The organism is Methanoplanus limicola DSM 2279 (assembly GCF_000243255.1).
Taxonomy (GTDB): Archaea; Halobacteriota; Methanomicrobia; order Methanomicrobiales; family Methanomicrobiaceae; genus Methanoplanus; species Methanoplanus limicola.
The window spans coordinates 1,314,427-1,339,446 of record NZ_CM001436.1 but is presented as its reverse complement, the minus strand read 5'-3'; the positions used below and the strand labels follow the sequence as shown (position 1 = coordinate 1,339,446).

Here is a 25,020-nt window from a genome sequence, read left to right as displayed (position 1 = left end):
CTCAGAACCCGGAGCCGGCCTCCAGAAGTATCTGAAGACAGGTATAATTCCGGAATTCAGGCTGTTTTTGCACCCTCTATAATTTTTTTCAGATCTGCCGCAGCCGATACCGCATCTTCTCTTCCAAAGACTGCCGATATCACAGCAACCCCGTCAGCCCCGGCACCAATAACTGACGCGGCGTTTTTCCCGGATATTCCGCCGATAGGGACCACAGGAATTTCAACTGCGGCTGAAATGGTAAAGACCGTATCCAGTCCCAGAGCATCACCCGCATCGCTCTTTGTTGCGGTAGTGAATACAGGGCCGGGTGACACATAGTCCGCGCCGGAATTCCGGGCTTTTAGGGCCTCATCTGGTGTTGAGACTGAGATCCCTATAATAAAGTCATCAGGGACTATTTTTCGAGCGTATTCTGCCGGGATATCAGACTGGCCCAGATGCACACCATCTGCCCCTGAGGCGAGTGCGATATCAATCCTGTCATTGACTATGAAGAGCGTGCCGGAATCTTCTGTTATTTCCCTGATATTAACCGCCTCGGCTGTAAGATCTGCCGCCGGCATATCCTTGTCCCTCAGCTGGACGACGTCTGCCCCTCCTGCAACAGCAAGTGCAGCCATATCTGCGTGTGTCATTCCCCTCCCGATAACTCTGTCAGTTACAATGTACAGGCCGTATGCCATTATATCATCCTGAAATCTGCATATCTCTCTATTGTCTCTCTCTTAATCCTGAAGAGGGTGTCAAAGAGTTCATTCCTGAAGGAGTAGGGGCCTTTGCATGAGCTGCCTGCGATCTCACCGGAAATTCCGAATATTACGGCCGCAGCGAGTGATGAGAGGAGCAGTTCATCGCCAGCAGCTGCAAAGGAGCCGCAGAGTGATGCCGCCATACATCCTGTACCTGAAAGGCTGCCCATCATCGGATGGCCGTTTGAGACCAGATATGACCTCCTGCCGTCAGTCAGAATATCATCCTGACCTGTCATAAACACGGCCGCACCGGTAAGATCAGAGCATGCCCTGGCTGCTTCCAGTGGCTCACCCGCAGACCCTCCTGAATCAACACCACGTACAACACCTCCTGTGCCGGCTATTACCGAAATTTCCCCTGCATTGCCTTTTATAACCGAAATTTCAACCTCTTTTAATATTTTAAATGTGCTCTCTGTCCTGATCTTTGTCGCCCCGGCGCCGACAGGATCAAGGATCACCGGCACTCCTGCTTCATTTGCCCTCTTTCCTGCAATCAGCATTGCATCCACAAGTTCGGGGGAGAGTGTTCCGATATTCAGAACAAGAGCGCCCGCAACCGCCGCCATCTCCTCTGCGTCATCGGGATGATGGGCCATCACAGGAGATGCTCCGGCGCAGATTGTTATATTAGCGCAGTCGTTTACAGTCACATAATTTGTTATATGGTGGACAAGTGGCTTTTCTGCCCGAACTTTATCCAGCAGACCGGAAATATACTCTGGGTCCATAAAATCAGATAATATTATATCTTCTGTCTGTAATGAAGGGAAGTGTTTTATCAACAGTAATTCAGGTTCCCGGTTCTGCTTCGCAGATATTAAAATATCCGTATTTTTTCCTTATTTTAAGCTTTAGTATTTAATTTATTGATATTTTTGATGCTCTACTCTGATTTGCTGTACTGCGCCTGCTCTTCCGGGAATTTTTCCGTCCTGAAATGAAGATTTTTTCAAGAATTATTATCTTTAACCTGCAACAATAATGAACTGTTATGAGGAGGATCATTGACTACAATGAACTCTGGAAACTCTCGGTGAGCAGAAGGCCGTCCTTCTTTGAGGATGAGGCAGATCCGGGTTCTGTATGGGACATGCGGGCGGACAACTATGTTGAGTCCGGGGAAGGCAATTACAGCAATACCTTAAAGGAGGTGGAGCTTTTGAATCTCTCTTCAGGTGACACTGTTCTTGATGTCGGTGCAGGGACAGGAAGGCTTACAGTTCCCATTGCAGAGAAGGTCAGTTTTGTAACGGCAGTCGATCCGTCTGCCAGAATGCTGTACTATCTCAGGCAGAATATGATTAAAGCCGGACTTAAAAATGCCAGGTGTATTCAGAAGAGGTGGGAGGATGTATGCCTTAAAAGGGACTTTGACCTCCATGATGTTGTAATTTCGGCCTACTCTATGGGATATTATGATGCCGAATGGGCGCTTGACAAACTGAACAGGGCAAGCAGAAGGGATGTGTATATATTCTGGTTTGCCGGTGAAAGAATAAAAGAGAAGATAAGGGCTTATATTGCAGAAGAGAAGGGAGTCCGGTATATCAGATCGCCGCATTATCCTGATTATATCTGCCTGTTAAATGTCCTCCATGATATGGGCATATTTGCGGATGTGAAAATTATTGAGAATGAATGGGTCTATAAGTATAACAGTATAGAGGAGGCTGTATCTTCTGCTGTTGTGAATAAGGTGATATCCGGCGATGAGAAGGTATATGCAAAGAAATACTACAGCGATCTGCTTGAGGAATCGTCAGGCAGTTATTATATGAAGGAGACGACAAAACAGGCGCTCATATCGTGGCGCAAGTAGTCTCTCTACATTTTTTAGTATAAAAAAGGGGTTGAATTTTAAATAGCTTCAAAATTCATTGACCTATCTGTAAGAGCTATTGATTCAGCGGCTGTGATGTTCTCTCCTGCCATTGCACGGATACAGTCCACATTCTCAACAACTACATCAGCTTCCTGGTGTATTGCCTGGAAGAGGTAGAGTTCTTTCCCTTCAACTATTGAGACTGAGTCCTCAAAGACGCATGATTCCCATAGATCAGATCTTGGCCTTCCGAGATCAGATGCATACTCCTTCAGTTCGGCTGTGCTCTTTATCCCGGTAAATCCTTTAATAAGTCCGATTCTTGGGTGGTCCTTTATCATTTCAAGGATTTTATCCCGGTCTCCGGTCTCCTTCAGGTCCATCTGGAGGATATGCATATGCATGAATGTTGTCGGGACCACAAGGGCGGTTGTTACAATGTTTATCTCCGGAAGAACGGTCTGCAGATCAGGACCGTGGTGCGAAGGTATTGTAACGGGATTTAAGACAATGGCATCGACAGGCCCTCTCTTTGCATCTCCGGGATCTGCACCCCTTCTGACCATCGTCGCACGGACTTTTTCAACACCGAATGCGTCATCTGCAAGCTTAATAATTCTGCAAAGACCTGTCGTATTGCAGGATACAACCCTTGCAAACTTTTTGCCTTTTGCTTCATCGAAATTGCATGACGAGCTGAATGAAAAACCTGCGATATCATGGTCCTCTCCACCCTGCCAGATGGCCATTTTGCCGTATTTTTCGTATAATTGCCTGTTTTTGGCACCGATACCTCCGGGCGTGGCATCAACGACAATATCTGCCGTCTGCACCATCTCCTCAACGCTTCCGGCGACAGGTATTCCGTTTTTCTCGAAGTCGGCCTTCTTTGATATGTCAGCTATATATAGCGGATATCCTTTTTTTCCGGCAATCAAAGCCTCTGCACTTGGCTTTGTCTTCGATACACCCACAATTTCCATATCCGGCTGAGCTGAAACAGCATCGGCAACCCTCTTGCCGATCGTTCCATAGCCGTTTACTGCAACCTTAATCATTACCATCTGTTAGGGTTATGCTAAGATAAAATATTTTCACCTGGTATCTCTGAAAATCACGGTCTGTAAGTCTCTGCTAATATATGAGGCAGAGTAAAAAAAGCAGTTCGGGTGAATGCGACGCAATCAGGGCAATCGTTCTTACTGCCTGTGAACTGCTTTCAATCGGACAGGATTATTAATTATTAACCCCATTTTTAATTATGGTTATTTGCAGGACTTTAGGGGTTAAAATTTCTGCTGTATTGGTAATTCTGGTACTTATGGCAGTGCTTCCTGTTTCAGGCGCATGCACTCCGGATGAATGGTTAAGGACTTTTTCCGGTACTGATACTGTGATTAACAGCGTCTGGCAGAATGTCGACGGAAGTTATATCGCTGGCGGAAGCGATGAATATGGCCGTGCAGTCTTTGGTCTTGACTCTTCAGGCCAGACTCTCTGGACCTCGCATGTTCCTGGCGGCGATGAGAACGGAAGCGTCCGGTTTGTGGAGGCCTCGCCTCTTGGCGGTTATATTCTCTTCTGTGATGGTGAAGACCTGATTAAGATGAATGAATCCGGCGGAACTGAGTGGACATACCATCAGCCTCTGGGTGTAATTAACTCGGTTGAGGTAACTCCTGAAGGCGGTGTCCTTCTCTCCGGTTCGTGGCTGAACTCGTTCCTGTATAAGGTCGGTTCTGACGGTATTGAAGAGTGGAATAAGACGATGGGCAGTGTTGCAAACGGTATGATCGACCTTGAATCTGTCCAGAATGATCGCGGCGGCGGGTTTGTTGCATCTGGGGCAATATCATCCTTCATCTCTTCCGGGGATGACAGGGGCCTTGTAATGAAATTTAATGATACAGGGGGAAGGGTCTGGGCAAACCAGTATTTCGGACCTCTTTCAGGCAGTTTTTATTCGATAGCCCCACGGCACGATTCAGGTTATATTGCAGCTCTTCTGGAGATAAAAGAAAATCCGGTCTTCCTGAGAAATGATGAATATGGCTACACTGAGATGGCATATATCCCGCGAATTGCATTTCTTGATGACAGCGGCGCTGCCGTAGGTGTCAGGAGTGCTGCGTCAGAATTTTCATTTATCTATTATATCACAGGTTCAGCTACAGATGGCTATTATATGTCAGGCCTGACTCCCTTTGGGCTTTTTAAGCAAAATGGCTACCGTATTGTGAAGATGGACAGTTCTGGTGAATTTGTATGGGAGAAGACTTTTTACGATGCAAAACTGACCTCGGTTCATCCAACGTCAGACGGTGGTCTTGTAATATCGGGTATAGCAGAGAAGGACTGTTTATATGGCAGAGATGGTGAGTCATTCATCCTTAAGATGCCTGAACCTGCCACTCTTTAACTTTTTAGTCTTTTTTTGTTTTTAAAATGGAGGGTTTATCTTCTCCGTTAATTGATTAGGTTCAGGTTAAGACATTATTTCGTTCTGTTCTGTATTATAATGCATAATCCGGTGTTCAGATATTTCCGGGATATGTAAAGATTATGCTGTGAGATAAAAGTTATTTGATCTTTAAAAGGAGTGTTATGTTTGGTTTAAGGTTGGTTTATGGGTGAATTTGGCTGTTTTGGTACGTGTGTTGCTGTTATTATGGGCATGGTGGTATCTGCGGAAACTGTACTGCTTTTAGAGAGGTACGTTTTTCCCATCAGTCTGGTAGCTTAATCTTTCCTTGGGTATGGGGAGGATTTTCGGATGGAACTTAAGTTATGGAATTTTGTGTGTTTTTCATTGAGACTGCCGGAGGCAGGATTTCAAATGATTAAATTATAACCATTTTTGCAGACAATATTCCGCAGATACCGGATTTTATTATTTTATCTGGTTTTTCCAGTGTTCAAAAAATGCCACTGGTATGCATTTACTATGTTTGAGGGTTCACTATTTAAATGTATCTTTCAATGCCAGGCGTTGTATTTTGCATTGAGTGAGGCGTTATGTCGTGCAGCAACGAAATCAATAAGTAAGGCGATGTAGTACATATCTTACCAGAATGGATTGCTATGCTGAAGAACTTGAAAAAATAATTGCAGTATTAAAAACAAGTCCTCGTGGGATGTCTGTTTCAGATATAGCTGCTCATCTCTCACTTAACAGGAATACTGTCTCAAGATATCTTGACATGCTCAGAATCTCCGGACAGGTTGATATGAAAAATTATGGTAAGGCAAAGGTCTTTTTCATATCACAGCGCGCACCCATATCGACAATAATAAATTTTACTCTGGATATGGTTGTTGTTCTTGACAGCGGTCAGGTAATTATCCAGGCAAACGATCATCTCTGCGACATGATCGGAATTGCAAAAGAAGATCTGATTGGGGAGGAGATTAGAAATTCTGCACTTGTCGGATTTGATCATCCGCTCATAAATAATAAAATACAGTCTGCACTTGAAGGGCAGGAGACAACGGACGAGATAAGGATAGTCAAAGGTGGGGAAGAGAATTTTTACAGAATAAGAATAATCCCTACAGTTCTGTCCGATTCTTCTCCTGGGGTTACAATAATTCTTGAGGATGTAACTGATAAGAGGGTGGCAGAGGAGGCCTTAAAGGCGAGTGAGAGGAATTACAGATCACTTGTAGAAGAGATAAATGATGCCATACTGGATCTTGATGAGAGTTATAATATCACATATGCCAGCCCAAGAACATCCCACATTCTCGGGCATGAATCCGGAGAAATCGTTGGTAAATCCATCCTTGAATTTGTAGAGGACAGTGTTAAGAGAGGTGTTATGGAGGAGTTTTTCTCCGGAATCTGCACCAATGGCGGAAGTGCTGAATTATTTGAATGCTCTGTGCTGAACAATGCCGGAAAGGCCGTAACCCTTGAATCAAGCATATGCCCAAAATTTGATGAATTCGGAGATCTTATAGGATTTCGGGTTGTATGCAGGGATATTACTGAGCGTAACAAGGCGTACCGTGATCTCTTCAAGTGGAAATCATTCCTCAACTCAATATTTGAGAATATACCCTCGATGGTTATGGTTAAGGAGATGAAAAATGGCCGGTATATCTTCTTTAACCGTGCTTCAGAGGTCTTCTTTGGTATTGACCGGAAAAAGGCCAACGGAAAGATGGGTTGTGAACTTTTCCATGATAAAATTACAGAATATCTCATATCCGGAGATCGCGAAGTTGTACGATCCGGAGATTCAGTTGAGATGCCTGATTTAAGAGTTGAGATCCCGGGTAAGGGTGAGCGCATATTGAGGGTGAGGAAATCTCCGGTGAAAGGGCCTGACAGCGCTCTGGAATACATAATGACAATTGCTGACGATATCACTTCCATAAGAAAAACAGAGGAGGAGACGATCAGACAGAGGGATATAGCTCAGGGTTATCTTGACGTTGCAGGTGTTATGATAGCCGTTATAAGGGGAGACGGAACAATTGAGTGCCTCAATAAAAAAGGCTGTCAAATGACAGGTTACATGGAGAGTGAAGTATCGGGTAAAGACTGGTTTTCACTCTTTGTTCCGGAAAAAATCAGGAATTGTTCTAAAAAGACCTTTGAGGAGATAATCTCCGGAAAAATTGTACCGTCTCCGGATAAAAGGGGCACTCTCATGAGAAGAGACGGGACGGAAATCGAGGTTATATGGCAAAATACTCTCTTAAAGGACAATGACGGAAATGTTACCGCTATGGTATCCTCTGCGTCTGAGATCCTCCTTAAAGGTAATTCCGTGTGTTAAACACCCGGCCTTAGAATTTTTTACCGTAAAACTTGTATACTCCGGTTAAATCCTGCATTATCCGATATTCCTTTCTGCATATTCCTCCCACAGGCAATTTTTTCTAATATCAGATACAACGCGGTATAATTGTACCTGTGAAAGTTCTGCCTGTTCTCTCTAATGAAATGTGGCAGAATTTTTCTTGGTTGTGATACTATGAATAGATCAAAAATTTTTGTAATCTTATTATCTGCTCTTTTTTTAATTCCTGCTCTCTTCGCAGGAGCTGTATCGGGTTCAGATTCTGCCGGTGACCTGCTTTACTATGCGAAGGGTGACGCTGTAACCATTTCGGGCTTTGCGGCCGGAAATCCGTCCCAGGGTGTTGCTGTATGGTTATTTGGCAATAACTTATGGGACCGGAATGCGATCTCAGTAAGTTCTTCAGGTGAATACAGTTATGAGATTTCCCCTTCTGAGACATCCGGACTTTCCGCAGGGCAGTATTATGTGATTGTTCAGCATCCCGGCTACAACGGGAAGTTTGATGTTTATACATCAACCGGTGCGCAGGGGCAGACTGTTGTTACTTCAGATGCAGGTTCTTCCTTTATTATCGGTGGTTCAGGCAGTCTTCAGGGGCGGCAGGCCGCAGCGGCGCTTATGGGCATGCTCGACTCAAATGACATTGATGATATGTATTCATATACCTCCTTTATCCTTGAAGATCCCCTCATTGAGGATGATTCGGATGAGAATGTATATGAGAGGGGAATTATATCACTTAGCGGCAGCACAAATTTCGCCGCCGGAGAAAAACTCTTTTATTCACTCCAGCCGCTTGAATTTGGTCCTACTTCAAAGGATTCAGGGACAACTGAGAGCGGCTCATCAGGAAATATTTACGTCACCGGATCATCTCCCTTAAACCTGTGGAATGTTGAAATTGACGCATCGGATTACCCGGCAGGCGAATATATGTTTGAGACTGGAAGGCCGGACGGCTCATATAAGACAACGATGACACTTACAATAACAGATGTTGCTGACAATACTCAGGGTGAAGATGAGAATACTGTAACATATGCACAGACTCCGGTACAGACTCCTTTAGCAGCAGAAAATGGAGATGTAACTCCGGAGGCGGGGCAGCCCACAGCCCGGTCTCCGCTATCTGCTGTGATTCCGGTTATTGCGGCAGCTCTGTCAGTGATATGCTTGATATGCGGGAAAAGGCTCCTGTAGCATAGCCGGGCGGGAACTTTCCCCTGACTGTTGACCTTTTTTTCATTCCGGAGATGACATTTTCCGGAAATTTGTCCACTTATGACCGGTTTTCAGGTTATATCTTTTTTTAGTATTAAGCAGGAATATTTTCCTTATGGTAACCCGCCTGACAAGGTATAAACAGATAGCCGATGTCATGATGAATTACGGGTTTGGGATTGTCCTTGATGAAATTGACCCGGAAGCGACCCGAAGAAAGGTTTTTTTCAAGAAGGCAAGACCGGACGAGAGATCCGTTTATGAGAGAATCCGGCTTGGACTTGAAGAACTGGGTCCGACATTTGTAAAATTCGGACAGATGCTTGCATCGCAGTCTGATAAACTTCCGCCTGAGATGATTAGGGAGCTTAAAAAGCTCCATGAGCATGTAAAACCTGTACCCTTTGAAGAACTCCGGCCCACAATAGAGAGTTATACCGGGCGTCCGGTTGAGGAGGCTTTTGCCTATTTTGAAAAGAAGCCTATAGCTGCCGCATCAATAGGGCAGGTTCACAGAGCTGTTCTTCATGACGGAACTATAGTTGCAATTAAGATACAGAGGCCCGATATAGAAGACAAGATCGCCACAGATACGGTTATTCTTGAAAATATGGCGTCACGTCTTGAAAAAGTCAATCCGATGGCAAGGGCCTACAATCTCACCGGACTTGTCGGCGACTTTACCAGGATGATGAAGAAGGAGCTTGATTATGCCTCTGAAGGGAAGAATGCAGATATATTCCGGCGAAATTTTAAGGACCGGAAAGATATAAAATTCCCAAAGATATACTGGGAATATTCCGGCTCAAAGATGCTTACAATGGAGTATATTGAGGGCATCAGGGTGGATAACGCTGACGGCATAAGAATTTACGGCTATGATCCTAAGGAGATCGCTTCAAGGGGTTTTTCAGCATATCTCAAGATGATATTTGAGGATGGCTTTTTTCATCTCGATCCCCACCCGGGAAATCTACGGGTGACGCCATACGGCGATCTCTCTTTTCTTGATCTCGGTGCGGTTGCGATTGTCAGGCCTGAGAGGCGCGATCTCTTTATAAGGCTTCTTCTGGCAATCGTTGACAATGACGTTGATATGCTCATAGAGACTCTCCAGAAACTCGGGGTAACTATCAGAGAAGAGAATATGGAGGATGTAAAGGATGAGATCTACTATTCCCTGTTTGACAGCGAAAGTGTGGACCTCTCCAGTGTAAATCCGGGTGAAACAATAGAGAATATTCCAAGAGTTCTGAACAGATATGACATTAAGATACCTGACACCCTGATGTCACTTCTGAAGGTGATTGTCATGGTTCTTGATATAGGCATTAAACTCTCTCCGGACTTCAACTTCTATGAGGAGTCAAGACCGTATCTAAGAGAGATTATTGAGCACAGATACCTCTCCAAAAAGAGGCTGAAGAGGTCCACTTCATCCATGCTGGACGGAATAGACGGGGTGCTTAAACTTCCAAAGATCATCAGCCGGACGCTCAACAATATCTCAACCGGAAATATTCATGTTGATATTGTGGCAAATGATGTAAAGGATCTCTCACGCACTATTGAACAGGCTTCAGACAAGATGGTTCTCGGACTTGTAGCCTCTGCGCTTGTAATTGGCGCTTCTATCGTCATTTTTTCGGCAGACATTGAATATTCGTCCTGGCTTTTGTACTTTACGATAGTTGTTTATGTAATAGCCTTTGGTCTTGGAATTGCAATGCTGGTTAAATTTCTTTTTTATGATAAAAAGCGGTGATAGTCCTGTAAAATTTTGAGAAACCCTTTTTTTTACATAGAGATTTCTCAATCCTCTCCTCTCTTCCCCTGAGCTTCAGGGATATTTTTTCGGTAGACAAACTTTTTTTCGGATACGACGAATTGCTATTTATTATAATAAGTCAGATTTTTATGCAGTAATATGTGCGGAATTGCCGGAATTTATGCTCAGGACGGGGCTGTGGGAAAGGATATGCTCAGCAGGATGTCCTCAGCAATTGCCCACCGCGGACCTGACGGTGAGGGATTTTATTATGGTGACAGTATCGGGCTTGCGCACCGCAGACTCTCCATCATTGATATTACTGACAATGCCTCGCAGCCGATGTCAGACGACAGTTCTGAGATAATTCTCGTTTACAACGGTGAAATCTACAACTATATTGAGCTGAAATCCGAACTGAAAGAGGCCGGGCATACATTCCGTTCGGAGAGCGACACCGAGGTTATCATTCATGCCTATAAGGAATGGGGCTTTGAATGTCTGAAGAGATTCAACGGAATGTGGGCCTTTGCACTCTATGATAAAGTGGAGGATCTCTTATTCTGTGCAAGGGACAGGTTCGGGATAAAGCCTTTTTATTATTCTGTATCCGGGAATTCCTTTTATTTTGCATCCGAAATTAAGGCTCTTCTTAAAAACCCCGAACTTGGCACCGCTCCTGATGATGAAAAACTGCTCCTCTATCTCTCAGGCGGCATAACAGATAATGACGAAAGGACACTGTTTGAAGGGATATTCAGTTTAAGGCCTGCGCATTATATGGCTGTAAGGAGGGGAATACCTGAAAATCCGGTCCGGTACTGGTATTTATCAGTATCAGATAAGTTGTTCTCCGCCGGAAATATTACTGATGATAAAGCTGCATATGGTTTATATGAACTTCTCCGTGATTCCGTAAGCCTGAGGCTCAGAAGTGATGTCCCCGTGGGAACATGTCTCTCCGGCGGGCTTGATTCATCCACAATAACTGCGATAATAAGCGATCTGATAAGGGATGAGAATCCTCTGAGCGTCAGGAACCGCCAGAAGACATTTACATCATGCTATGAGGATGAGAGGTACGATGAAAGAGTTTTCGTTGATGAGATTATCAGGAAGACCGGGGCGTCAGGGTACAGAATATTTCCGGCTGTTGATGACCTTAGAACTGAAATTTATGACCTTATAACCACTCAGGAGGAGCCTTTTGATTCGCTATCGATATATTCACAGTACTGTGTGATGAAACTTGCCGGGAAGAGCGTAAAGGTTGTACTTGACGGTCAGGGAGCGGATGAACAGCTTGCAGGTTACCTTGGTTATCAGGCTTCACATATAAGATCCCTCTCAGCACATCCTGCCGCACTGATAAGAGAGATTGCGGGCATTATGAAGTACCACAGGAAATTTTTCATTGATGCCGCAGCTAAGCTTAAAGCCGGGAAAAAGAGGAGAGCATACCTAAAGGGGGATGTACCGTTTACTGACCGCTATGCCGGAAGACTTGACGAGGTTCTGGCTAATGAAATGTCCGGAAATAACCTTCAGGCACTCCTGCGTTATGAGGACAGAAACTCGATGGCATTCTCTATTGAATCAAGGGTGCCTTTCCTTGATTACCGGCTTGTTGAATATATTGCCTCACTACCTCTGGACCAGAAGATCAGGGGCGGAATTACAAAATACTGTCTCAGAAAAATGACAAAAGGTCTGATCCCTGAGTGTGTGAGGTGCAGGATGGACAAAATGGGTTTTGTTGCACCTGATGAGGTCTGGTTTGGTGAAGATCTCTCCGAAATTGTCGGAGATGTTTTTAATTCGGATGAATTTGCCTCAAGAAAGTACTGGGACGCAGAAGATGTTCTGAAGGATTATAATATGTTCCTCTCCGGAAAAACAGGTTATTCAAAGGATTTCTGGAGGCTTTTCTGCTCGGAAATATGGCTCAGGATATTTTTTGACAGGCGCAGTGAACTGCTGTAGTCTCCGGGCAGGATTATTTTTTTTGGAGCAGCTGCTCACGACCTGTGTTTTTGACAGGTAAAGGGAGATGCTCAGAGAAGGTCAGTCAGTGAATTTATCCTCTCCCTCCTCTCAAATGGTATTGCTAATGATGTAATTTTAAGGTCAAGCTCTGCACTGCCTCTGATAACAATTTCAATCCTGTCAGTTATTGCTGTGATGAGGGCACTTATTGCGGAGATGTTCTCTATCTCAACAGGGACTGAGACTGGTGTGCTGCCGCTCTTCTCTATTTTTATACTCTCTTTTCTGCCTCTGCCAAGATATACCTGTTCACCAGTCTTTTTTTCAAAAAAGATTTTGAATTCTACTGATTTTACATTGCCGCCCACCGGAAAAGGGTTGATTATTTCAAGATCAGCAGATAGTGAGAATTTTCTGGTGGTAATTCCTGAGAGGTGAATATCCTTTAACTGAATATCCGGTTTTATATCATCGTCCATTACTGAATGATTGTTTCATGATGAAAAAAAGTTTTTCAGTTCTTGCTATAACAGGATAGTTTGAATATCATCAGGGTTATAATCAGAAGCAGTAGGAATATCATTATTATTTATATAGATGATTCATCTGATTCAGATTAAAAAACGGTGTTAGGTTATGGCTGTAGCGAATTTCCGGAAGAAATTGATTATTGCAGTGTTAGCTGCAGCCCTGATTTCAGTAGCAGTTATAATATTTACAGCCATATTCCCATCCTTCTGTGCTGTGGATAACTGCACGGATAATAATCTTTCTCCTGTAAAAAAGAATGATAATTCCGTCTGGAACATTGCTGTTGTACAGGGTGGGCATCACCAGACATATTCGGAGCTTTTGAAGAGTTTTTCTGCCGGCATTGCAGAATACGGGTGGATTGAAGGCTATTTAACGGAAGATACGGTAAATTTAACCGGCACATATGATGTTCTTGATTATATCACGGAAGAATGCCGGAGTGATTATTTAAACTTCAGAGAGGAGCACCGTTTCTCTTCAGAATGGAATAAAACACTCAGGTCTGAAAATCTGAAGGCGCTGAAAAGTAAGTCAGAGGCCGGAGAGATTGATCTTGTAATCGCGCTTGGCACCTGGGCGGGAACTGACTGCAAAAGTCTTAGTGCAGATATTCCGGTGATTGTCATGGGTTCTGTAAATCCCGCCGATACAGGGATTGCTCCGGATTTTGCTGGTGATTCTTCGGGTAATATTTACACTCTCTATGACCCGGATTTCTACTACGATCAGTTCAGGCTGTACCACTATTTCTTCCGGTTTGAAACAATCGGGATTGCATATGATAATTCAACTCCTGAGAGCAGATCATACAGCCATATTGATGATCTGAGGAGATTTTCTGACGATTACGGAGTTGAGATCGTGGAGTATTATACAGTGGATGACCATCCGGATATTGAGATAAGCCGCAGGAGTGTCTATGATGCCTATGAATACCTCGCACCTTTAACTGACGCTGTCATAATCACAACTCAGAACGGAGTAAGTTCTATAAATGCAGAAGAGTTTTTAAAACCGATAAAAAAGCACAGAGTGCCTTCTTTTGCCATTGATGATCCTGAACTGGTCAGGTATGGTGTGCTGATGAGTTTTGCTGAACCGGATTATGATAATCTTGGGAAACGTTATGCAGAGGCATTTTCCAGGATATTAAACGGTTGTAATGTCTCAGATATAAGCACCGAATACAGGAGGGATTCATCAATTATAATCAACCTGAAAACTGCTGAAGAGATCGGATTTGAAGTCCCTCCGGGACTTGTAAAAGCCTCTGACACTCTGTACACCGGGTGATTTTTCTGCAAATATATCATAGTCTGTGGAACCAAATCGTGGTAATTTATATATTCTGAAATTTAAGGATTTGTATTGTGGCATATACCGGCTACGGCCATGGATTATGCTGTCCGGATAAAGTATATGGGCCTGTTTTCTGGATTTTAAGCGATTAAGCGGGATTTGTATCTGCTAAGGCGTTGAAAAGTTCAGAAAAATAATTCCATTTTAAAGATTTATACCGGATCTGAAAGGAGTTGATCTTTCTGGTTGTCAGCAGTGTGGATGAAGAGGAAATTCCGGCATACAGGGTTCTCATAGTTGAAGATGAGATTATCGTTGCATTAAGTCTTGAGAGGTCTCTTGGCTCTTTTGGGTACGATGTTGTCGCCCTTGCTACCAAAGGTTCTGATGCAATCCGGATTGCAGAGGAACTAATGCCGGATATCGCCCTGATTGACATTAACCTTGAGGATGAGATTGACGGTATTGATGTTGCTGAAAGGCTCAGGGAGATTGGTGATATTCCTTTTGTTTATCTGACTTCATACAGCGGAGATGAGATCTTAAAGAGGGCCATCGGAACAAGACCGTATGGTTATCTAACAAAACCTGCAAGGCCAAGAGAGATATACACAACAATTGAGACTGTTCTTCATAAACATAAAGCTGTAAAGGCGGAGAAGGAAAGGCTTGACAGTGAGGAGAAGTACAGGAAGATATTCAACAATATCAGTATTCCTCTGCTCATATTCAGTGCTGAAAACGATGACTGCGGGAGGATAATTGAGGTAAACAGATCATTCTGCCGGATAGCGGGCAGAAATCCGGAGGAACTTGCTGGTGGTGAGGTGGATGAGGTTTTGAAATTTGCAGGTGAGGATCTTAAAAATCATCTCATTTCCGGTGCAGCTTGCCGGTATTTAAACAAAGATATCTCAGCTTCTGTCAATGGGGATGAGTCTGATAAAGATTATTATATCTCTGTTAAAGAAATTGATAATAAAAAATCACTGTACTGTATTTTTTTTGAAGAGGAGAGATGATCTTATCTTTGTGGCGTATTTTTGCACCCGCAGATATATTCCTTTGTATATTATTATAAATTATATGATGAATCGGGCCTGCATGCCTGAAGATTATTGAGAACCATTATATATGCTCAGCATCCTAAATCCGGAAATGGGGAGATAGGGGTATTGGGGTTCTCCTGTGCAGCAGAGTATTGATAAAGTGGTCTGGAGGAGTTTAAAATGGCTGTTCAAAAAGATGTCAGTAAATCAGGAATAATCAGGAGACCTGCCCTGAGAGCCTCTGCAAAGATATTTTTATATTTTATTCTGCTGGGTGTTTTATTCTGGATAGCTGACAGTTTTTTCCAGTATTACTTCTTCTCGTCGAATCTTCATTTTATGATAAATAAGGTTCCGGAATCTGTAGCAGATTCAATGCTTTTCACTGCATCGGCGTACAGCATATTTGTGAGGTTTATTTTCCTTTCATTCTGTATCCTCGGCGGTTTTCTGATCTCGCTTCATATCAAAGGGAAAGAGGCTGCTGAAGATGATCTGAAACATAGTGAGGAGAAGTTCAGAAGTCTTGCGGAGAGCAGTCAGGATCTTATTCTGCTTACATCCGGGGGGCGTGATATTGAATATGTCAACCCTGCGGTGGAAAAAATTCTTGGATATTCTCCTGAAGAGATTACAGGGAGGGATTTTTTATCTCTGGTATCTCCGAAATCAGGTAATAATATAACAGATATTGTGAATAATATTCACAATGTTGGGAATGATACCTTCCTTCTGAGGATTGGCAGGTCTGACGGCACTGAAGCCCTGATTGAATTCAGTCTTTCAGCAGTTGATAATAAGGGAGATTCAGGTGCAGTCCAGTACGTAGGGAGGGACATCTCCGAGCTGGCTGAAGCTAAAAAACAGCATGAGGAGGCCCTTATACAGATAGAGAATAATCTGAATCAGTTTGCGATACTTAACGATGAGATAAGAAATCCTCTGGCAATTATTGTAGGTACAGCAGATTTTTTGGACAGTGAAGAGTCTGAGATTATTATCAGGCAGGCAGATATTATAAACGGTCTTGTCGCAGAACTTGATATTAAATGGCTTGAATCATCTAAAATAAGGGAATATCTGATAAAACACTATAATTTCAGTTTTGAGAGGGTGAGCGTCAAAGATGAATAATATCATTATGGTGGTGGATGACACAAAGGTTCTTGCAAATCTGTACTGCAATTTCTTAAAAAAATCCGGATATGGTTCGGTTGCTGCATACAGCAGCAGGGAGTGCCTCACTCTTCTGGAGGAGATAGTTCCTGATCTGATCCTGCTTGATATTGTGATGGAGCCTGTTGACGGATGGGAAACCCTTCTGAAGATCAGGGAAGATGAGAGATTCCTGGATACTGCGGTTATAATGATGACCGCAAAATCAATTGTACCCGGTGATATCATCAGTTATGGTACTCTTATAGATGGTTATGTTATGAAACCGGTAAAACCGATAGAACTTATTGATCTTATTGATATTGCCGACCGGAAAAAAAAGGAGTCATCCGGATTAAGAACCTCTGCTGAAAAATCCGGGGTAGAAAAACGGGAAATAGACCTGTTTATGAGGAATTTAAAGGAGTATGGAGTTATTCTGGAATTAAGGGATATGATATTTAAAATTCATTTTCCTTTAGAGGATTCCGGAGAATATGATGAGGAATTTCTGGCTGGTATGGCTCAGGTAGATAATATGATTAATGAGCGGAGATCTGCCATAAATGCATTTAAATCTATTTATTCAGATATAGAATAAAAAAGTCACTCATGAGCAACGGCTCACAGACGATAGATGAAAAATATAAGTTTTTCATAGGAGATAAGGCATTATATCAGGGGGATATAATGCTTTTTATCCGTAATTATCCTAATTGGCAGTATTGTTTATCTCCCCGGATATTATCTGACTTTTTTACTGTGTGTGTTTGATTGTGCTGACGGTGGATCATGCCCATACCTATATATTATGTGTATAGTGCTCTGTTTCTCCGTATATCTTCAGTTTCCCGTTTTCATCCGGATATGATACTGCGCCGTGACCTCCGCATATGATGCATCTCTCATCTGTTCTCTTGAAGTAATCAGCGGCTATCTCAGAGATTGCCTTTCTCTCTATTTTTGCGAGGTCACTGTCAACATTGACCGATGTTATCAGGAAATCGGCAATTGAATTGTATCTCTTTCTCTCTTCTGATAAACTTGAGAAGTTCATGAGTGTGTCGGCGGTGAAGATTATTCCTTTTTCATCTGAATATATTATCAGCTGGCCGTACTGATGCCCTCCTTTGCCCACAAGAACTTCAAATTTAATGCCGCCTATTTCAATAACTGAAATAATATCAAAGACAGATCTCTTTTTGTCTGAACCTTCCGGATATAGTACAATATTCTTCTTCTCAGGAGGGTTCCATCCTGAGAAGAGTGCAATCATCGTAGTGTAGATTCTTTCAAGCACCCAGTCTTCATTCTTTGATCCCCATGCTCTGTTGCCGCATTCAATTATTTTCATCGTTGCAGGGTGCATATATGCCGGCACATCATAAGCACCTCCTGCACCGCAGTGATCTGCATCAGCATGGGTTGTGATGATATATTTCAGTTTATTCCGGAGGTCCAGACCATAATATTCAAACATCTTCCTGACATCTCCGGCATATATTCCGTAACCGGTATCTATCATGACAATCTCTTCCGGAGTGTCAAAGAGGAATATGCTGCCACCTGCCGGAAGCTGGAAGCAGAAGAGGGTGACATCTCTGTCGATCTCAATCTCCTGTACATCTGCATAAAATCCCGGTCCTGTGGTTGAGTTTAGATACTCACCACATCTGAGATAATATTCAAAGACTTTGTCCGGATCTTCACCGTGTTTTTTCAGCTCCTGGACATTGTGATTTATATCTTTAATAAAATCTAACAGGAGTTCGTCTGAATCATCTGTAAGATATTGTCTGATTTTATGTGCAAATCTGACATAAAAGACAGTTCTGTCCAGTTCATCGCCTGTATCATTATAATCAAGAATCTCAATCGGATATATGGCCTTAAGTTTATTCAGGAGAATCTCTGTCCTCTCTGTATCCTCAAGATTCATGCTGACAGTTACCCTGTCAGGAATGCTCCCCGAGTCATCAAAGTCAATAGATCCAATCATCGCTCTCTCACTATTGGTATATTCCAGAAATTCGAGCAGCGCTCCGCTTCTGTGCGGAAGTTTTACATCAAAACACAGATAAGGCGGGCTTTTTATCGATGTCCTGAGGTAACCTATCTCAGATAGTTTTATTCTAATCTGTCCATATTCATCTTCGGTGCATGTAACTTCAAAAAAAGCGGTATTTGGATCAATATGCCGGTCGTAGTGGATTCTGTTTATATTACCGTTAAGTTCGGTTATGATCTCTGCTGCTGTTTTCAGCGATTTTGGTCCTTCACTGACCTGGGATACAAAGGAGTACCGGTTCAAAATTTCACCTGATATTTATTATTGATATTTTTCTGACGGAGTCAGGAGGTACATGGCCCAACCGATATATTCACGTGCATATGCAAAATACTCCTCCTGGATTCTGCTGAAATAATTTTTTACATCATCAGCCTGAGGATGTCCGGGGTTATCTGAAAGCCATTTCAGGCAGTTGGCCCATATGGCTGATTCATAACGGTCCCATTCCCTCTCCGCTGAATGAATCACAGCATGTATTTCATATCCGTTTTCTCTGCATATCTGAAGAATTTCGTACTCGGTAAGTATTTCCGGCCATTCTCTTGAGAATTCCGGAGAGAGAGTGCTGCATCTCCAGTACCTCTCACCGATTATTATTTTTCCGTCTTTTTTGATGATATTTTTAAGCCCTGAGACTGTCTCTTCGATACCGCCCCAGATCTGTGAACTGCCAAGGGATATTGCAAGGTCATAATCCTCGTCCGGTTCGGGTGTGTATTCCGATGCATCTGCAAAGTAGATGTTTATAAGTTCTTCCAGACCTGCTTCTTTAACGGCTGAAACAGCATTTAAACATCCTTCCTCACGGATATCTATGCCTGAGCACCGGGCACCGAATGCGGCTGATATTGATGTAATTACTGTACCATTCCCGCACCCTGCGTCAATTACAGAGGAATCTTCTGATATGCCTGCAAGTTCGCACAATTTCAGTATATTTTCTGGATCTACAGGGTTCATTATTGCAAGCGGGCCCTGTGATATATTTACGATTTCTTCAAAATTCATGTTCGTTATAACCTGCTGAAGTTCACTCCGGTCATGAGCTGTCTGGATAAATTTAGTTTTTAAATGAAATAATATTGTGGCAGTTTGCGGTATATATGTGGGTATATTTCTGGTTATATATTTTGGTTCGTGTAAATGTCGGGAGAATGCCCGATTTTTATTAGACTCTCTATGACTTTTTTTAAAAAAGATATTTTATCGTTTTTATCCGGATTAAGGGTCTATTTGGGGCTTTGTTTAAATTTTAGCTCTTTATTTTTTGTTTTAGTGAATTTAACGGTTATTTATCAATTTATATTGGATTTGTGGTTTAATAAGTCTCTATTTCAAAAGAGCAACTTAAAAATAGAAATAAGGCTAAAAACACTCTGTTATGAAAAAGAGATTGGGCCGGTATCTCGGGATAATAGTTTTTATTCTTATACTTATATTTCCTGTCGACCCTGCTGTCTTTCCTGTACTGGCGAAATATGTCGCTGCTGCCACAACACTCATGGTGATCTGGTGGGTGACTGAGGCAATACCTATTCAGGCGACTGCCCTTATTCCTATAGTGCTTTTCCCTCTTCTTGGTGTTCTAACCGCCGCTGAGGCCTGTGCACCTTATGCTGACAAGATAATTTTTCTCTTTATGGGTGGTTTTATCATTGCGATGTCAATGCAGAGATGGGGTCTTCACGAACGGATTGCCCTGCATATAATAAGTAAGGTGGGCAGTTCACCCAGGATGCTTGTTCTTGGTTTTATGATCGCAACCGGTTTTTTATCAATGTGGATCTCAAATACTGCGACTGCGATGATGATGGTGCCGATTGCGATTGCAATTATTGCAACCATATTACCAAAATCTGATTTAAACCTTGATGAGATGAGCGAGACGCAGCGTGATTTTTCAGAATGCCTCGTGATCTCAATTGCATATGCTGCAACCATAGGTGGTCTGGCAACCATAATTGGAACACCTCCAAACGGTATATTTGTCGCACAGCTCGATGCAATATTCCCCGATTCACCCTCTATTGATTTCTTTACATGGATGAAGTTTGCACTTCCGATGACATGTGTGCTTATGCCTCTGGCATGGCTGTGGCTCGTATATGGGCCTTATAGGAATATGCCGGATAAAATTTCGTCCGGAAAAGACGTCATTCAGGATAAGTTAAAGGGTCTTGGTGAGATGAGCAGAGGTGAAAAATGGACGCTTGTCATCTTTGTCTCCACTGCCATTGCCTGGATTATGAGAACTGAGAAGCATATCGGGGATATTGTGATTCCGGGTATAAGCACATATCTTCCATTTGTCGATGATTCCACAATAGCTATAGCCGGTGCAATAATGCTCTTCCTCCTGCCTGTTGACCGGGAAGAAGGAATATATACGATGAACTGGGAATGGGCAAAGAAAATTCCCTGGGGCATTCTTATTCTGTTTGGCGGTGGTATATGCCTCTCAAAGGCCTTTATTAAGAGCGGGCTTGCAGGTGTAATTATGGAGCATATGACATTCCTTCACGGACTGCATATAATAATTGCAATTCTGATTGTTGGCATAATAGTTTCACTCCTGACTGAGGTTACATCAAATACTGCAATGGCGTCGGTTATGATGCCTATTATGGCGGTCACTTCAGTAAGTATGGGTGTTCATCCTTACTATCTCATGCTTACGGCGGCATTTGCATGTTCAATGGCGTTTATGCTGCCCGTTGCAACCCCTCCGAATGCTGTTGCCTATGGTTCAGGTTATGTGACAATGCGTGATATGATGAGAACCGGATGGATACTGAATATGATTGGAATTTTTGTTGTTGCACTCTTTATGCTCACTGTGATTACGTGGGTGCTTGGACTCACTCCGGATGTTCCTGTATGGGCGCTTGAACCCGTGACAGGTGTCTGAGTGTGCTTAAATAAATACCCCGGTTTTAATTTTTTTAAAGGCTGATGTAGCATCTGAATTTTGTCGGGTTTGATCTTACTGTTGTAAAATATCCTTTTAATCTGTCAATTTGCCTAACCGGTGGCATTATTGTCTTTTTTAACTGTGTACGCTATATTTTCCCTTTGTTTTCCTTAATCGCATCATTATTATTATATGTGGATTCTATAGTTGTTAGGTATATGAGAAGAGAGAAGTTTATATCGGGCGGACTTGAGGGGGCAGGTGTTGAGGGAAAAAATAAGAATAAGTTATCCTCAAAGGAAAGACATGATTCTGAAGGTAAAGACCCTATGGATACAGGATTTGGGCATACCGGCAAACCTCAGGTGAAGAAGAGTTCAGGCTCAAGAATTAACTCCGAAGACCCGTTTTATACGGGTTTTGGTGAGTCCAGACAGGAGAAAAAAGGATATTACTCAGAGAGATCCGCAAAAGAGAGATCTTCTGATATATTTTCTGACGGTTTTGGCTCAAAGGAGATCTCAGGTGGTAGATCTGCCGGAGAGAGGAGAAAATCAGGGAGTTTTGAGGAGGAGAATGTGGAGGCTGGCAGGGATTTCTCTGATGATGTGCACACAGTGTCAACTTCAGGTCCAGGCAGGAAGAAAAAAAGTCCCGAGGATGACCCATTTTATACAGGTTTTGGCTATACAAATCAGAGGGAGGATGACAATGTCAGACACAGTGAAAATGAACCTTTGAAGAGAGAGGATTTACCTGAAATTCCGGAGAAGTCCGCTCATAAAGAGGTAAAGGAAGAGATAAATTTCATTCGGAGGGATGATGAAATCTTTGAGGATATAAGTCCTGAAAAGGGATTTTTGGAAGATGAGAGCAGAGATTACATCTCAGAAGAGACTGAAATGTCTGAGCCTGAAAATAAGGCTGAAAATTCTCCTTTGTCTGAAAGAGGTTATACTGAAGAGTCCGTCCATGAGAAAAAGGTTAAGAAATCCTCAATATTTGACCGGGATGATGACGATCTCTTCAGTGTTTAATTATTATTCAGAATATTTAATCTGAATATTTTATTTCTTCGGGTTTTTGGTTTCCTGAGCAGGGCGGCGGAAGTTTCAGGGGTGATACAGATATGAGCTGTCAGGTGGATATGTGACTGTTCAGCCTTTATCGTCTCTGATTCTGATGCCGTCCCTGCTATCCACGACTATCTCTCTCTCACCGTTGTAAAGGTCAACATTTCCAATTATTTCAACAATATCGTCTCTCTGAAGTGAGAGATTGTATTCCTCCCCTCCCGGAATGAATACTTTTACACCAGCGACATCAAGGATTATATGCCCGCCGGATTTTGTCCTTTCTATTGAGTTTATCCCCCCGTTTAAGATAACCATACTGCCCCTCTCTGACTCGTTTGAATAGGTCTGCGCAAATTCAGCTTTGTCAATACCTGAGATAATAATATGTGCTGAAAAGAGTATGATAATTACTGCGAAAAGTATAATTAGGGCCGTCTTCTCTTCTCTCTCAAATAACATGATTGTACTTTTTCCTTAATCTCTCTTCTTCTGTCAGAATTTCTTTTTTTTACGGGGGCTTTTCCTGGCAGTTAATGATCAATGCGGTGGATAAACTGTGTTGCAAAATTTACTGATTCTTCTCAGGGTTTTAAGATTACCACCTTTTGGGAATTTATCTGCGGGGGGACTGTCAGTTTCTCTTTTAATGACATTCCTGTCCCTGATGAAATCTCAACTCCGAAGTTTGCTCCTGAAGAGAGTGAACTTCCGGGATAAACCAGTATATCAAATATTTCGTTTGGTTCGATCAGGTAATCGTCATCTGCATCCTGAAGAGGGATATAACCTGATTTCTCTGCAACTGTCCATGACGGTTTTTCAAGCGGATTTTTCTCTGAATAGGGAAGAGTTTCACTGCTGGCACTGTAATATATCGTAACTGTGAAACTTCTGACATCAACAGGATTTTTTGTGTATGATGATATGGTTGTTTTAACCGGCAGGAGTATGCTTCCGAGTTTTCTGCTGTCGGGTTTTTCTGTATAGAGTTCCACTCCGTCAAATGTTCCGCATATATCTTCATAACCGGAAATGCTGCCTTCAGTATAGATGACTGTAGTTTCATCCCTGACACTTTCTGATACTATTCCACCTGTCATCTGCGCATCTGAACCAAAAAATGCGCTGAATATTGTACTGCCGAATAGGCCGATAAATATCAGGAATAAGCCTGTAAGGATCAGCAGTTCAAGTACGGTCATACCTTCCGTGTCTGAGTGCATATTGATATTCTAATAGTCGGTTGGGAGATATTTAATATTTGACAAAATCCGGTCTTATTAACCGGGGTAGCATGCTGAATGTATGTAGCTAAATGTATGTGGCTGAATGTATGTGGCTGAATGTATGTGGCTGAATGTATGTGGCTGAATGTATGTGGCTGAATGTATGTGGCTGAATGTATGTGGCTGAATGTATGTGGCTGAATACATCCTTTTTCTTACCTCAGCGAATGCCGTTAATTTCTCCCTGATTTCTTCAGATGTGCTTGTAATATGCTTTCTTTGTTACGCACATCAGTATTGATCTAAACTTTTAAATATCATATTGTTCAGACAGTTCTGTAATATAATGAAAGTCAAGACCCTTTTAATTATCATTGCCGTAATTGCGTTTGCATGCATTGTAATTCCTCCCGCAGTCTCTGAAAATACTGACCTTAGATCAGGTATCGGGAATTCGCTGGCCGGAAATCTGATTGAGCAGAAGAAGTATGACCTTGCGGTTATGACAACAGACTGGGTTTTGGAAGCTGATTCTTCAAATCTTGAGGCGCGTGAGCTGAAGGTTGACGCACTCTCCGGTCTTGAAGAGTATGAACTGGCATCAGAGATGCAGAAATATATTATTGCAGACAAGGGTGCCTCAACAGATAAGAGTGATCTGTACAAACTTGCTGAATTAGATTTAAAGTCAGGGAACCTCGCTGAATGTGTGGAGGCCTATGAGGTGATCGTTTCCATGTATGATCTCCCGTCTGCGGATGCGGTTACATCCGGGGCGGATGGGGTATCCTGTTCATATTATGAAAAAGGTTCCGTGCTTTTAAAACTTCAGAGATATGATGAGGCGATTGCCTGTTATAACTCAGTAATTGAGGCAAATCCTTCAGATTCAAAGGCCTGGATCGGTCTTGGGGACGCCTATCTGTTCAAGTCCCTATATGATCAGGGACAGCTTAAGGATATGTACAAAGAACTTGGAAAAATACCTTCAGAGAGGGATTCTTCTGTTAAGAGAATGGATATATCATCGTTTGAGTCACACAGAAAGGCGGTAGAGGCATACCAGAAGGCTGTTGAGATCGATCCCCTTGTATATCCGGCGGTCGCAGCCAAAATTATGGGCAGTTATGAAAAGACCGTCAGCAGTTACCAGGACATCCTGGAAAATCTCTGAATAACCATCTCTCTTTTGGCGAAACCGATATTTAATGGAAATTCCGGTACAAAATAAGCGGAAAGGCACAATCGAATAATATAATGCAGAACTTTCCGGAATGGTCCGGAAAGTTTGCATATTACTATTGTGTGCTGTATAAGTGGATATTTTGGAATA

At 42.7% G+C, this 25,020-nt stretch carries 21 protein-coding genes; 13 read left to right on the top strand and 8 right to left on the bottom strand.

Going from position 1 to position 25,020, the window contains the following annotated elements; translation table 11 throughout:
• Positions 1 to 56: 56 nt before the first annotated feature.
• Positions 57 to 686 (bottom strand): thiamine phosphate synthase, encoded by a 630-nt coding sequence (thiE, locus tag METLIM_RS06530; RefSeq protein ID WP_004077159.1) that lies wholly within the window; start codon positions 684 to 686, stop codon positions 57 to 59.
• Positions 686 to 1,486 (bottom strand): hydroxyethylthiazole kinase, encoded by an 801-nt coding sequence (thiM, locus tag METLIM_RS06525; protein WP_004077158.1) that lies wholly within the window; start codon positions 1,484 to 1,486, stop codon positions 686 to 688. Before thiM ends, thiE begins: the two co-directional genes overlap by 1 nt.
• Positions 1,487 to 1,749: 263 nt before the next feature.
• Here thiM and METLIM_RS06520 point away from each other — a divergent pair, with 263 nt between their 5' ends.
• Positions 1,750 to 2,577: a methyltransferase domain-containing protein gene (locus METLIM_RS06520; protein WP_004077157.1), complete on the top strand. Its 828-nt coding sequence runs from the start codon at positions 1,750 to 1,752 to the stop codon at positions 2,575 to 2,577.
• A gap of 38 nt (positions 2,578 to 2,615) precedes the next feature.
• Here the strand turns inward: METLIM_RS06520 and METLIM_RS06515 are convergent, their stop codons facing one another.
• Complete coding sequence (locus tag METLIM_RS06515) at positions 2,616 to 3,638, bottom strand: type II glyceraldehyde-3-phosphate dehydrogenase (RefSeq protein ID WP_048146251.1); 1,023 nt, start codon at positions 3,636 to 3,638, stop codon at positions 2,616 to 2,618.
• A 263-nt stretch (positions 3,639 to 3,901) separates the two neighbouring features.
• Here METLIM_RS06515 and METLIM_RS06510 point away from each other — a divergent pair, with 263 nt between their 5' ends.
• The 5 genes from METLIM_RS06510 (at position 3,902) to asnB (ending at position 12,363) form a co-directional block, all read left to right on the top strand.
• Positions 3,902 to 4,999, top strand: a complete 1,098-nt coding sequence (locus METLIM_RS06510; RefSeq protein WP_157202252.1) for a WD40 repeat domain-containing protein — start codon at positions 3,902 to 3,904, stop codon at positions 4,997 to 4,999.
• Positions 5,000 to 5,651: 652 nt separating this feature from the next.
• Positions 5,652 to 7,364, top strand: a complete 1,713-nt coding sequence (locus METLIM_RS06505) for a PAS domain S-box protein (protein WP_004077153.1) — start codon at positions 5,652 to 5,654, stop codon at positions 7,362 to 7,364.
• Positions 7,365 to 7,562: 198 nt separating this feature from the next.
• Positions 7,563 to 8,591: a hypothetical protein gene (locus METLIM_RS06500; protein ID WP_048145706.1), complete on the top strand. Its 1,029-nt coding sequence runs from the start codon at positions 7,563 to 7,565 to the stop codon at positions 8,589 to 8,591.
• Positions 8,592 to 8,727: 136 nt separating this feature from the next.
• Complete coding sequence (locus METLIM_RS06495) at positions 8,728 to 10,377, top strand: ABC1 kinase family protein (protein WP_004077151.1); 1,650 nt, start codon at positions 8,728 to 8,730, stop codon at positions 10,375 to 10,377.
• Positions 10,378 to 10,539: 162 nt separating this feature from the next.
• Complete coding sequence (gene asnB / locus METLIM_RS06490) at positions 10,540 to 12,363, top strand: asparagine synthase (glutamine-hydrolyzing) (protein ID WP_004077150.1); 1,824 nt, start codon at positions 10,540 to 10,542, stop codon at positions 12,361 to 12,363.
• Positions 12,364 to 12,434: 71 nt separating this feature from the next.
• Here asnB and METLIM_RS06485 read toward each other — a convergent pair whose 3' ends face one another.
• Complete coding sequence (locus METLIM_RS06485) at positions 12,435 to 12,845, bottom strand: LEA type 2 family protein (protein WP_004077149.1); 411 nt, start codon at positions 12,843 to 12,845, stop codon at positions 12,435 to 12,437.
• A gap of 157 nt (positions 12,846 to 13,002) precedes the next feature.
• Between METLIM_RS06485 and METLIM_RS06480 the strand changes: the two genes are divergently transcribed.
• The 4 genes from METLIM_RS06480 to METLIM_RS15480 all read left to right on the top strand — a co-directional run bounded on the left by METLIM_RS06480 (position 13,003) and on the right by METLIM_RS15480 (position 17,004).
• Positions 13,003 to 14,193, top strand: coding sequence for an ABC transporter substrate-binding protein (locus tag METLIM_RS06480; protein ID WP_004077148.1), 1,191 nt, complete (start codon positions 13,003 to 13,005; stop codon positions 14,191 to 14,193).
• Positions 14,194 to 14,432: 239 nt separating this feature from the next.
• Complete coding sequence (locus METLIM_RS15485; RefSeq protein WP_004077147.1) at positions 14,433 to 15,221, top strand: response regulator; 789 nt, start codon at positions 14,433 to 14,435, stop codon at positions 15,219 to 15,221.
• A gap of 207 nt (positions 15,222 to 15,428) precedes the next feature.
• On the top strand, positions 15,429 to 16,382 hold the full coding sequence (locus tag METLIM_RS06470; protein WP_004077146.1) for a PAS domain S-box protein: 954 nt from the start codon (positions 15,429 to 15,431) through the stop codon (positions 16,380 to 16,382).
• Complete coding sequence (locus tag METLIM_RS15480) at positions 16,375 to 17,004, top strand: response regulator (RefSeq protein ID WP_004077145.1); 630 nt, start codon at positions 16,375 to 16,377, stop codon at positions 17,002 to 17,004. The genes METLIM_RS06470 and METLIM_RS15480 overlap by 8 nt, the downstream gene beginning before the upstream one ends.
• A gap of 201 nt (positions 17,005 to 17,205) precedes the next feature.
• On the opposite strand, the gene METLIM_RS06460 is transcribed toward METLIM_RS15480, so the two are convergent.
• A complete protein-coding gene (locus tag METLIM_RS06460; protein ID WP_004077144.1) occupies positions 17,206 to 18,714 on the bottom strand; it encodes an MBL fold metallo-hydrolase in 1,509 nt (502 codons plus the stop codon).
• A gap of 18 nt (positions 18,715 to 18,732) precedes the next feature.
• Complete coding sequence (locus METLIM_RS06455; RefSeq protein ID WP_004077142.1) at positions 18,733 to 19,482, bottom strand: class I SAM-dependent methyltransferase; 750 nt, start codon at positions 19,480 to 19,482, stop codon at positions 18,733 to 18,735.
• A gap of 373 nt (positions 19,483 to 19,855) precedes the next feature.
• Between METLIM_RS06455 and METLIM_RS06450 the strand changes: the two genes are divergently transcribed.
• Positions 19,856 to 21,382, top strand: a complete 1,527-nt coding sequence (locus METLIM_RS06450; protein WP_004077140.1) for an SLC13 family permease — start codon at positions 19,856 to 19,858, stop codon at positions 21,380 to 21,382.
• A gap of 221 nt (positions 21,383 to 21,603) precedes the next feature.
• Positions 21,604 to 22,422: a hypothetical protein gene (locus tag METLIM_RS06445; RefSeq protein ID WP_004077139.1), complete on the top strand. Its 819-nt coding sequence runs from the start codon at positions 21,604 to 21,606 to the stop codon at positions 22,420 to 22,422.
• A 120-nt stretch (positions 22,423 to 22,542) separates the two neighbouring features.
• Here METLIM_RS06445 and METLIM_RS06440 read toward each other — a convergent pair whose 3' ends face one another.
• The gene (locus METLIM_RS06440; protein WP_004077138.1) at positions 22,543 to 22,920 is read right to left on the bottom strand and encodes a hypothetical protein; all 378 of its coding nucleotides are present in this window, start codon (positions 22,918 to 22,920) and stop codon (positions 22,543 to 22,545) included.
• A 122-nt stretch (positions 22,921 to 23,042) separates the two neighbouring features.
• Entirely contained in the window at positions 23,043 to 23,663 is a 621-nt protein-coding gene (locus METLIM_RS06435) for a hypothetical protein (RefSeq protein ID WP_157202251.1), read from the bottom strand.
• Between the two features lie 370 nt (positions 23,664 to 24,033).
• On the opposite strand from METLIM_RS06435, the gene METLIM_RS06430 reads away from it, so the two are divergent.
• Positions 24,034 to 24,861 (top strand): tetratricopeptide repeat protein, encoded by an 828-nt coding sequence (locus tag METLIM_RS06430; protein WP_004077136.1) that lies wholly within the window; start codon positions 24,034 to 24,036, stop codon positions 24,859 to 24,861.
• Positions 24,862 to 25,020: the final 159 nt, after the last annotated feature.

Bases quoted from the DNA above. Each gene is read 5' to 3' on its own strand.
- METLIM_RS06440 (WP_004077138.1), bottom strand. From the start codon at position 22,920: ATGTTATTTGAGAGAGAAGAGAAGACGGCCCTAATTATACTTTTCGCA.
- METLIM_RS06520 (WP_004077157.1), top strand. From the start codon at position 1,750: ATGAGGAGGATCATTGACTACAATGAACTCTGGAAACTCTCGGTGAGC.
- METLIM_RS06445 (WP_004077139.1), top strand. From the start codon at position 21,604: ATGAGAAGAGAGAAGTTTATATCGGGCGGACTTGAGGGGGCAGGTGTT.
- METLIM_RS15480 (WP_004077145.1), top strand. From the start codon at position 16,375: ATGAATAATATCATTATGGTGGTGGATGACACAAAGGTTCTTGCAAAT.
- METLIM_RS06480 (WP_004077148.1), top strand. From the start codon at position 13,003: ATGGCTGTAGCGAATTTCCGGAAGAAATTGATTATTGCAGTGTTAGCT.
- METLIM_RS06435 (WP_157202251.1), bottom strand. From the start codon at position 23,663: ATGACCGTACTTGAACTGCTGATCCTTACAGGCTTATTCCTGATATTT.
- thiM (WP_004077158.1), bottom strand. From the start codon at position 1,486: ATGGACCCAGAGTATATTTCCGGTCTGCTGGATAAAGTTCGGGCAGAA.
- METLIM_RS06430 (WP_004077136.1), top strand. From the start codon at position 24,034: ATGAAAGTCAAGACCCTTTTAATTATCATTGCCGTAATTGCGTTTGCA.
- METLIM_RS06485 (WP_004077149.1), bottom strand. From the start codon at position 12,845: ATGGACGATGATATAAAACCGGATATTCAGTTAAAGGATATTCACCTC.
- METLIM_RS06510 (WP_157202252.1), top strand. From the start codon at position 3,902: ATGGCAGTGCTTCCTGTTTCAGGCGCATGCACTCCGGATGAATGGTTA.
- METLIM_RS06470 (WP_004077146.1), top strand. From the start codon at position 15,429: ATGGCTGTTCAAAAAGATGTCAGTAAATCAGGAATAATCAGGAGACCT.
- thiE (WP_004077159.1), bottom strand. From the start codon at position 686: ATGGCATACGGCCTGTACATTGTAACTGACAGAGTTATCGGGAGGGGA.
- asnB (WP_004077150.1), top strand. From the start codon at position 10,540: ATGTGCGGAATTGCCGGAATTTATGCTCAGGACGGGGCTGTGGGAAAG.
- METLIM_RS06515 (WP_048146251.1), bottom strand. From the start codon at position 3,638: ATGATTAAGGTTGCAGTAAACGGCTATGGAACGATCGGCAAGAGGGTT.
- METLIM_RS06505 (WP_004077153.1), top strand. From the start codon at position 5,652: ATGGATTGCTATGCTGAAGAACTTGAAAAAATAATTGCAGTATTAAAA.
- METLIM_RS06450 (WP_004077140.1), top strand. From the start codon at position 19,856: ATGAAAAAGAGATTGGGCCGGTATCTCGGGATAATAGTTTTTATTCTT.
- METLIM_RS06455 (WP_004077142.1), bottom strand. From the start codon at position 19,482: ATGAATTTTGAAGAAATCGTAAATATATCACAGGGCCCGCTTGCAATA.
- METLIM_RS06495 (WP_004077151.1), top strand. From the start codon at position 8,728: ATGGTAACCCGCCTGACAAGGTATAAACAGATAGCCGATGTCATGATG.
- METLIM_RS06500 (WP_048145706.1), top strand. From the start codon at position 7,563: ATGAATAGATCAAAAATTTTTGTAATCTTATTATCTGCTCTTTTTTTA.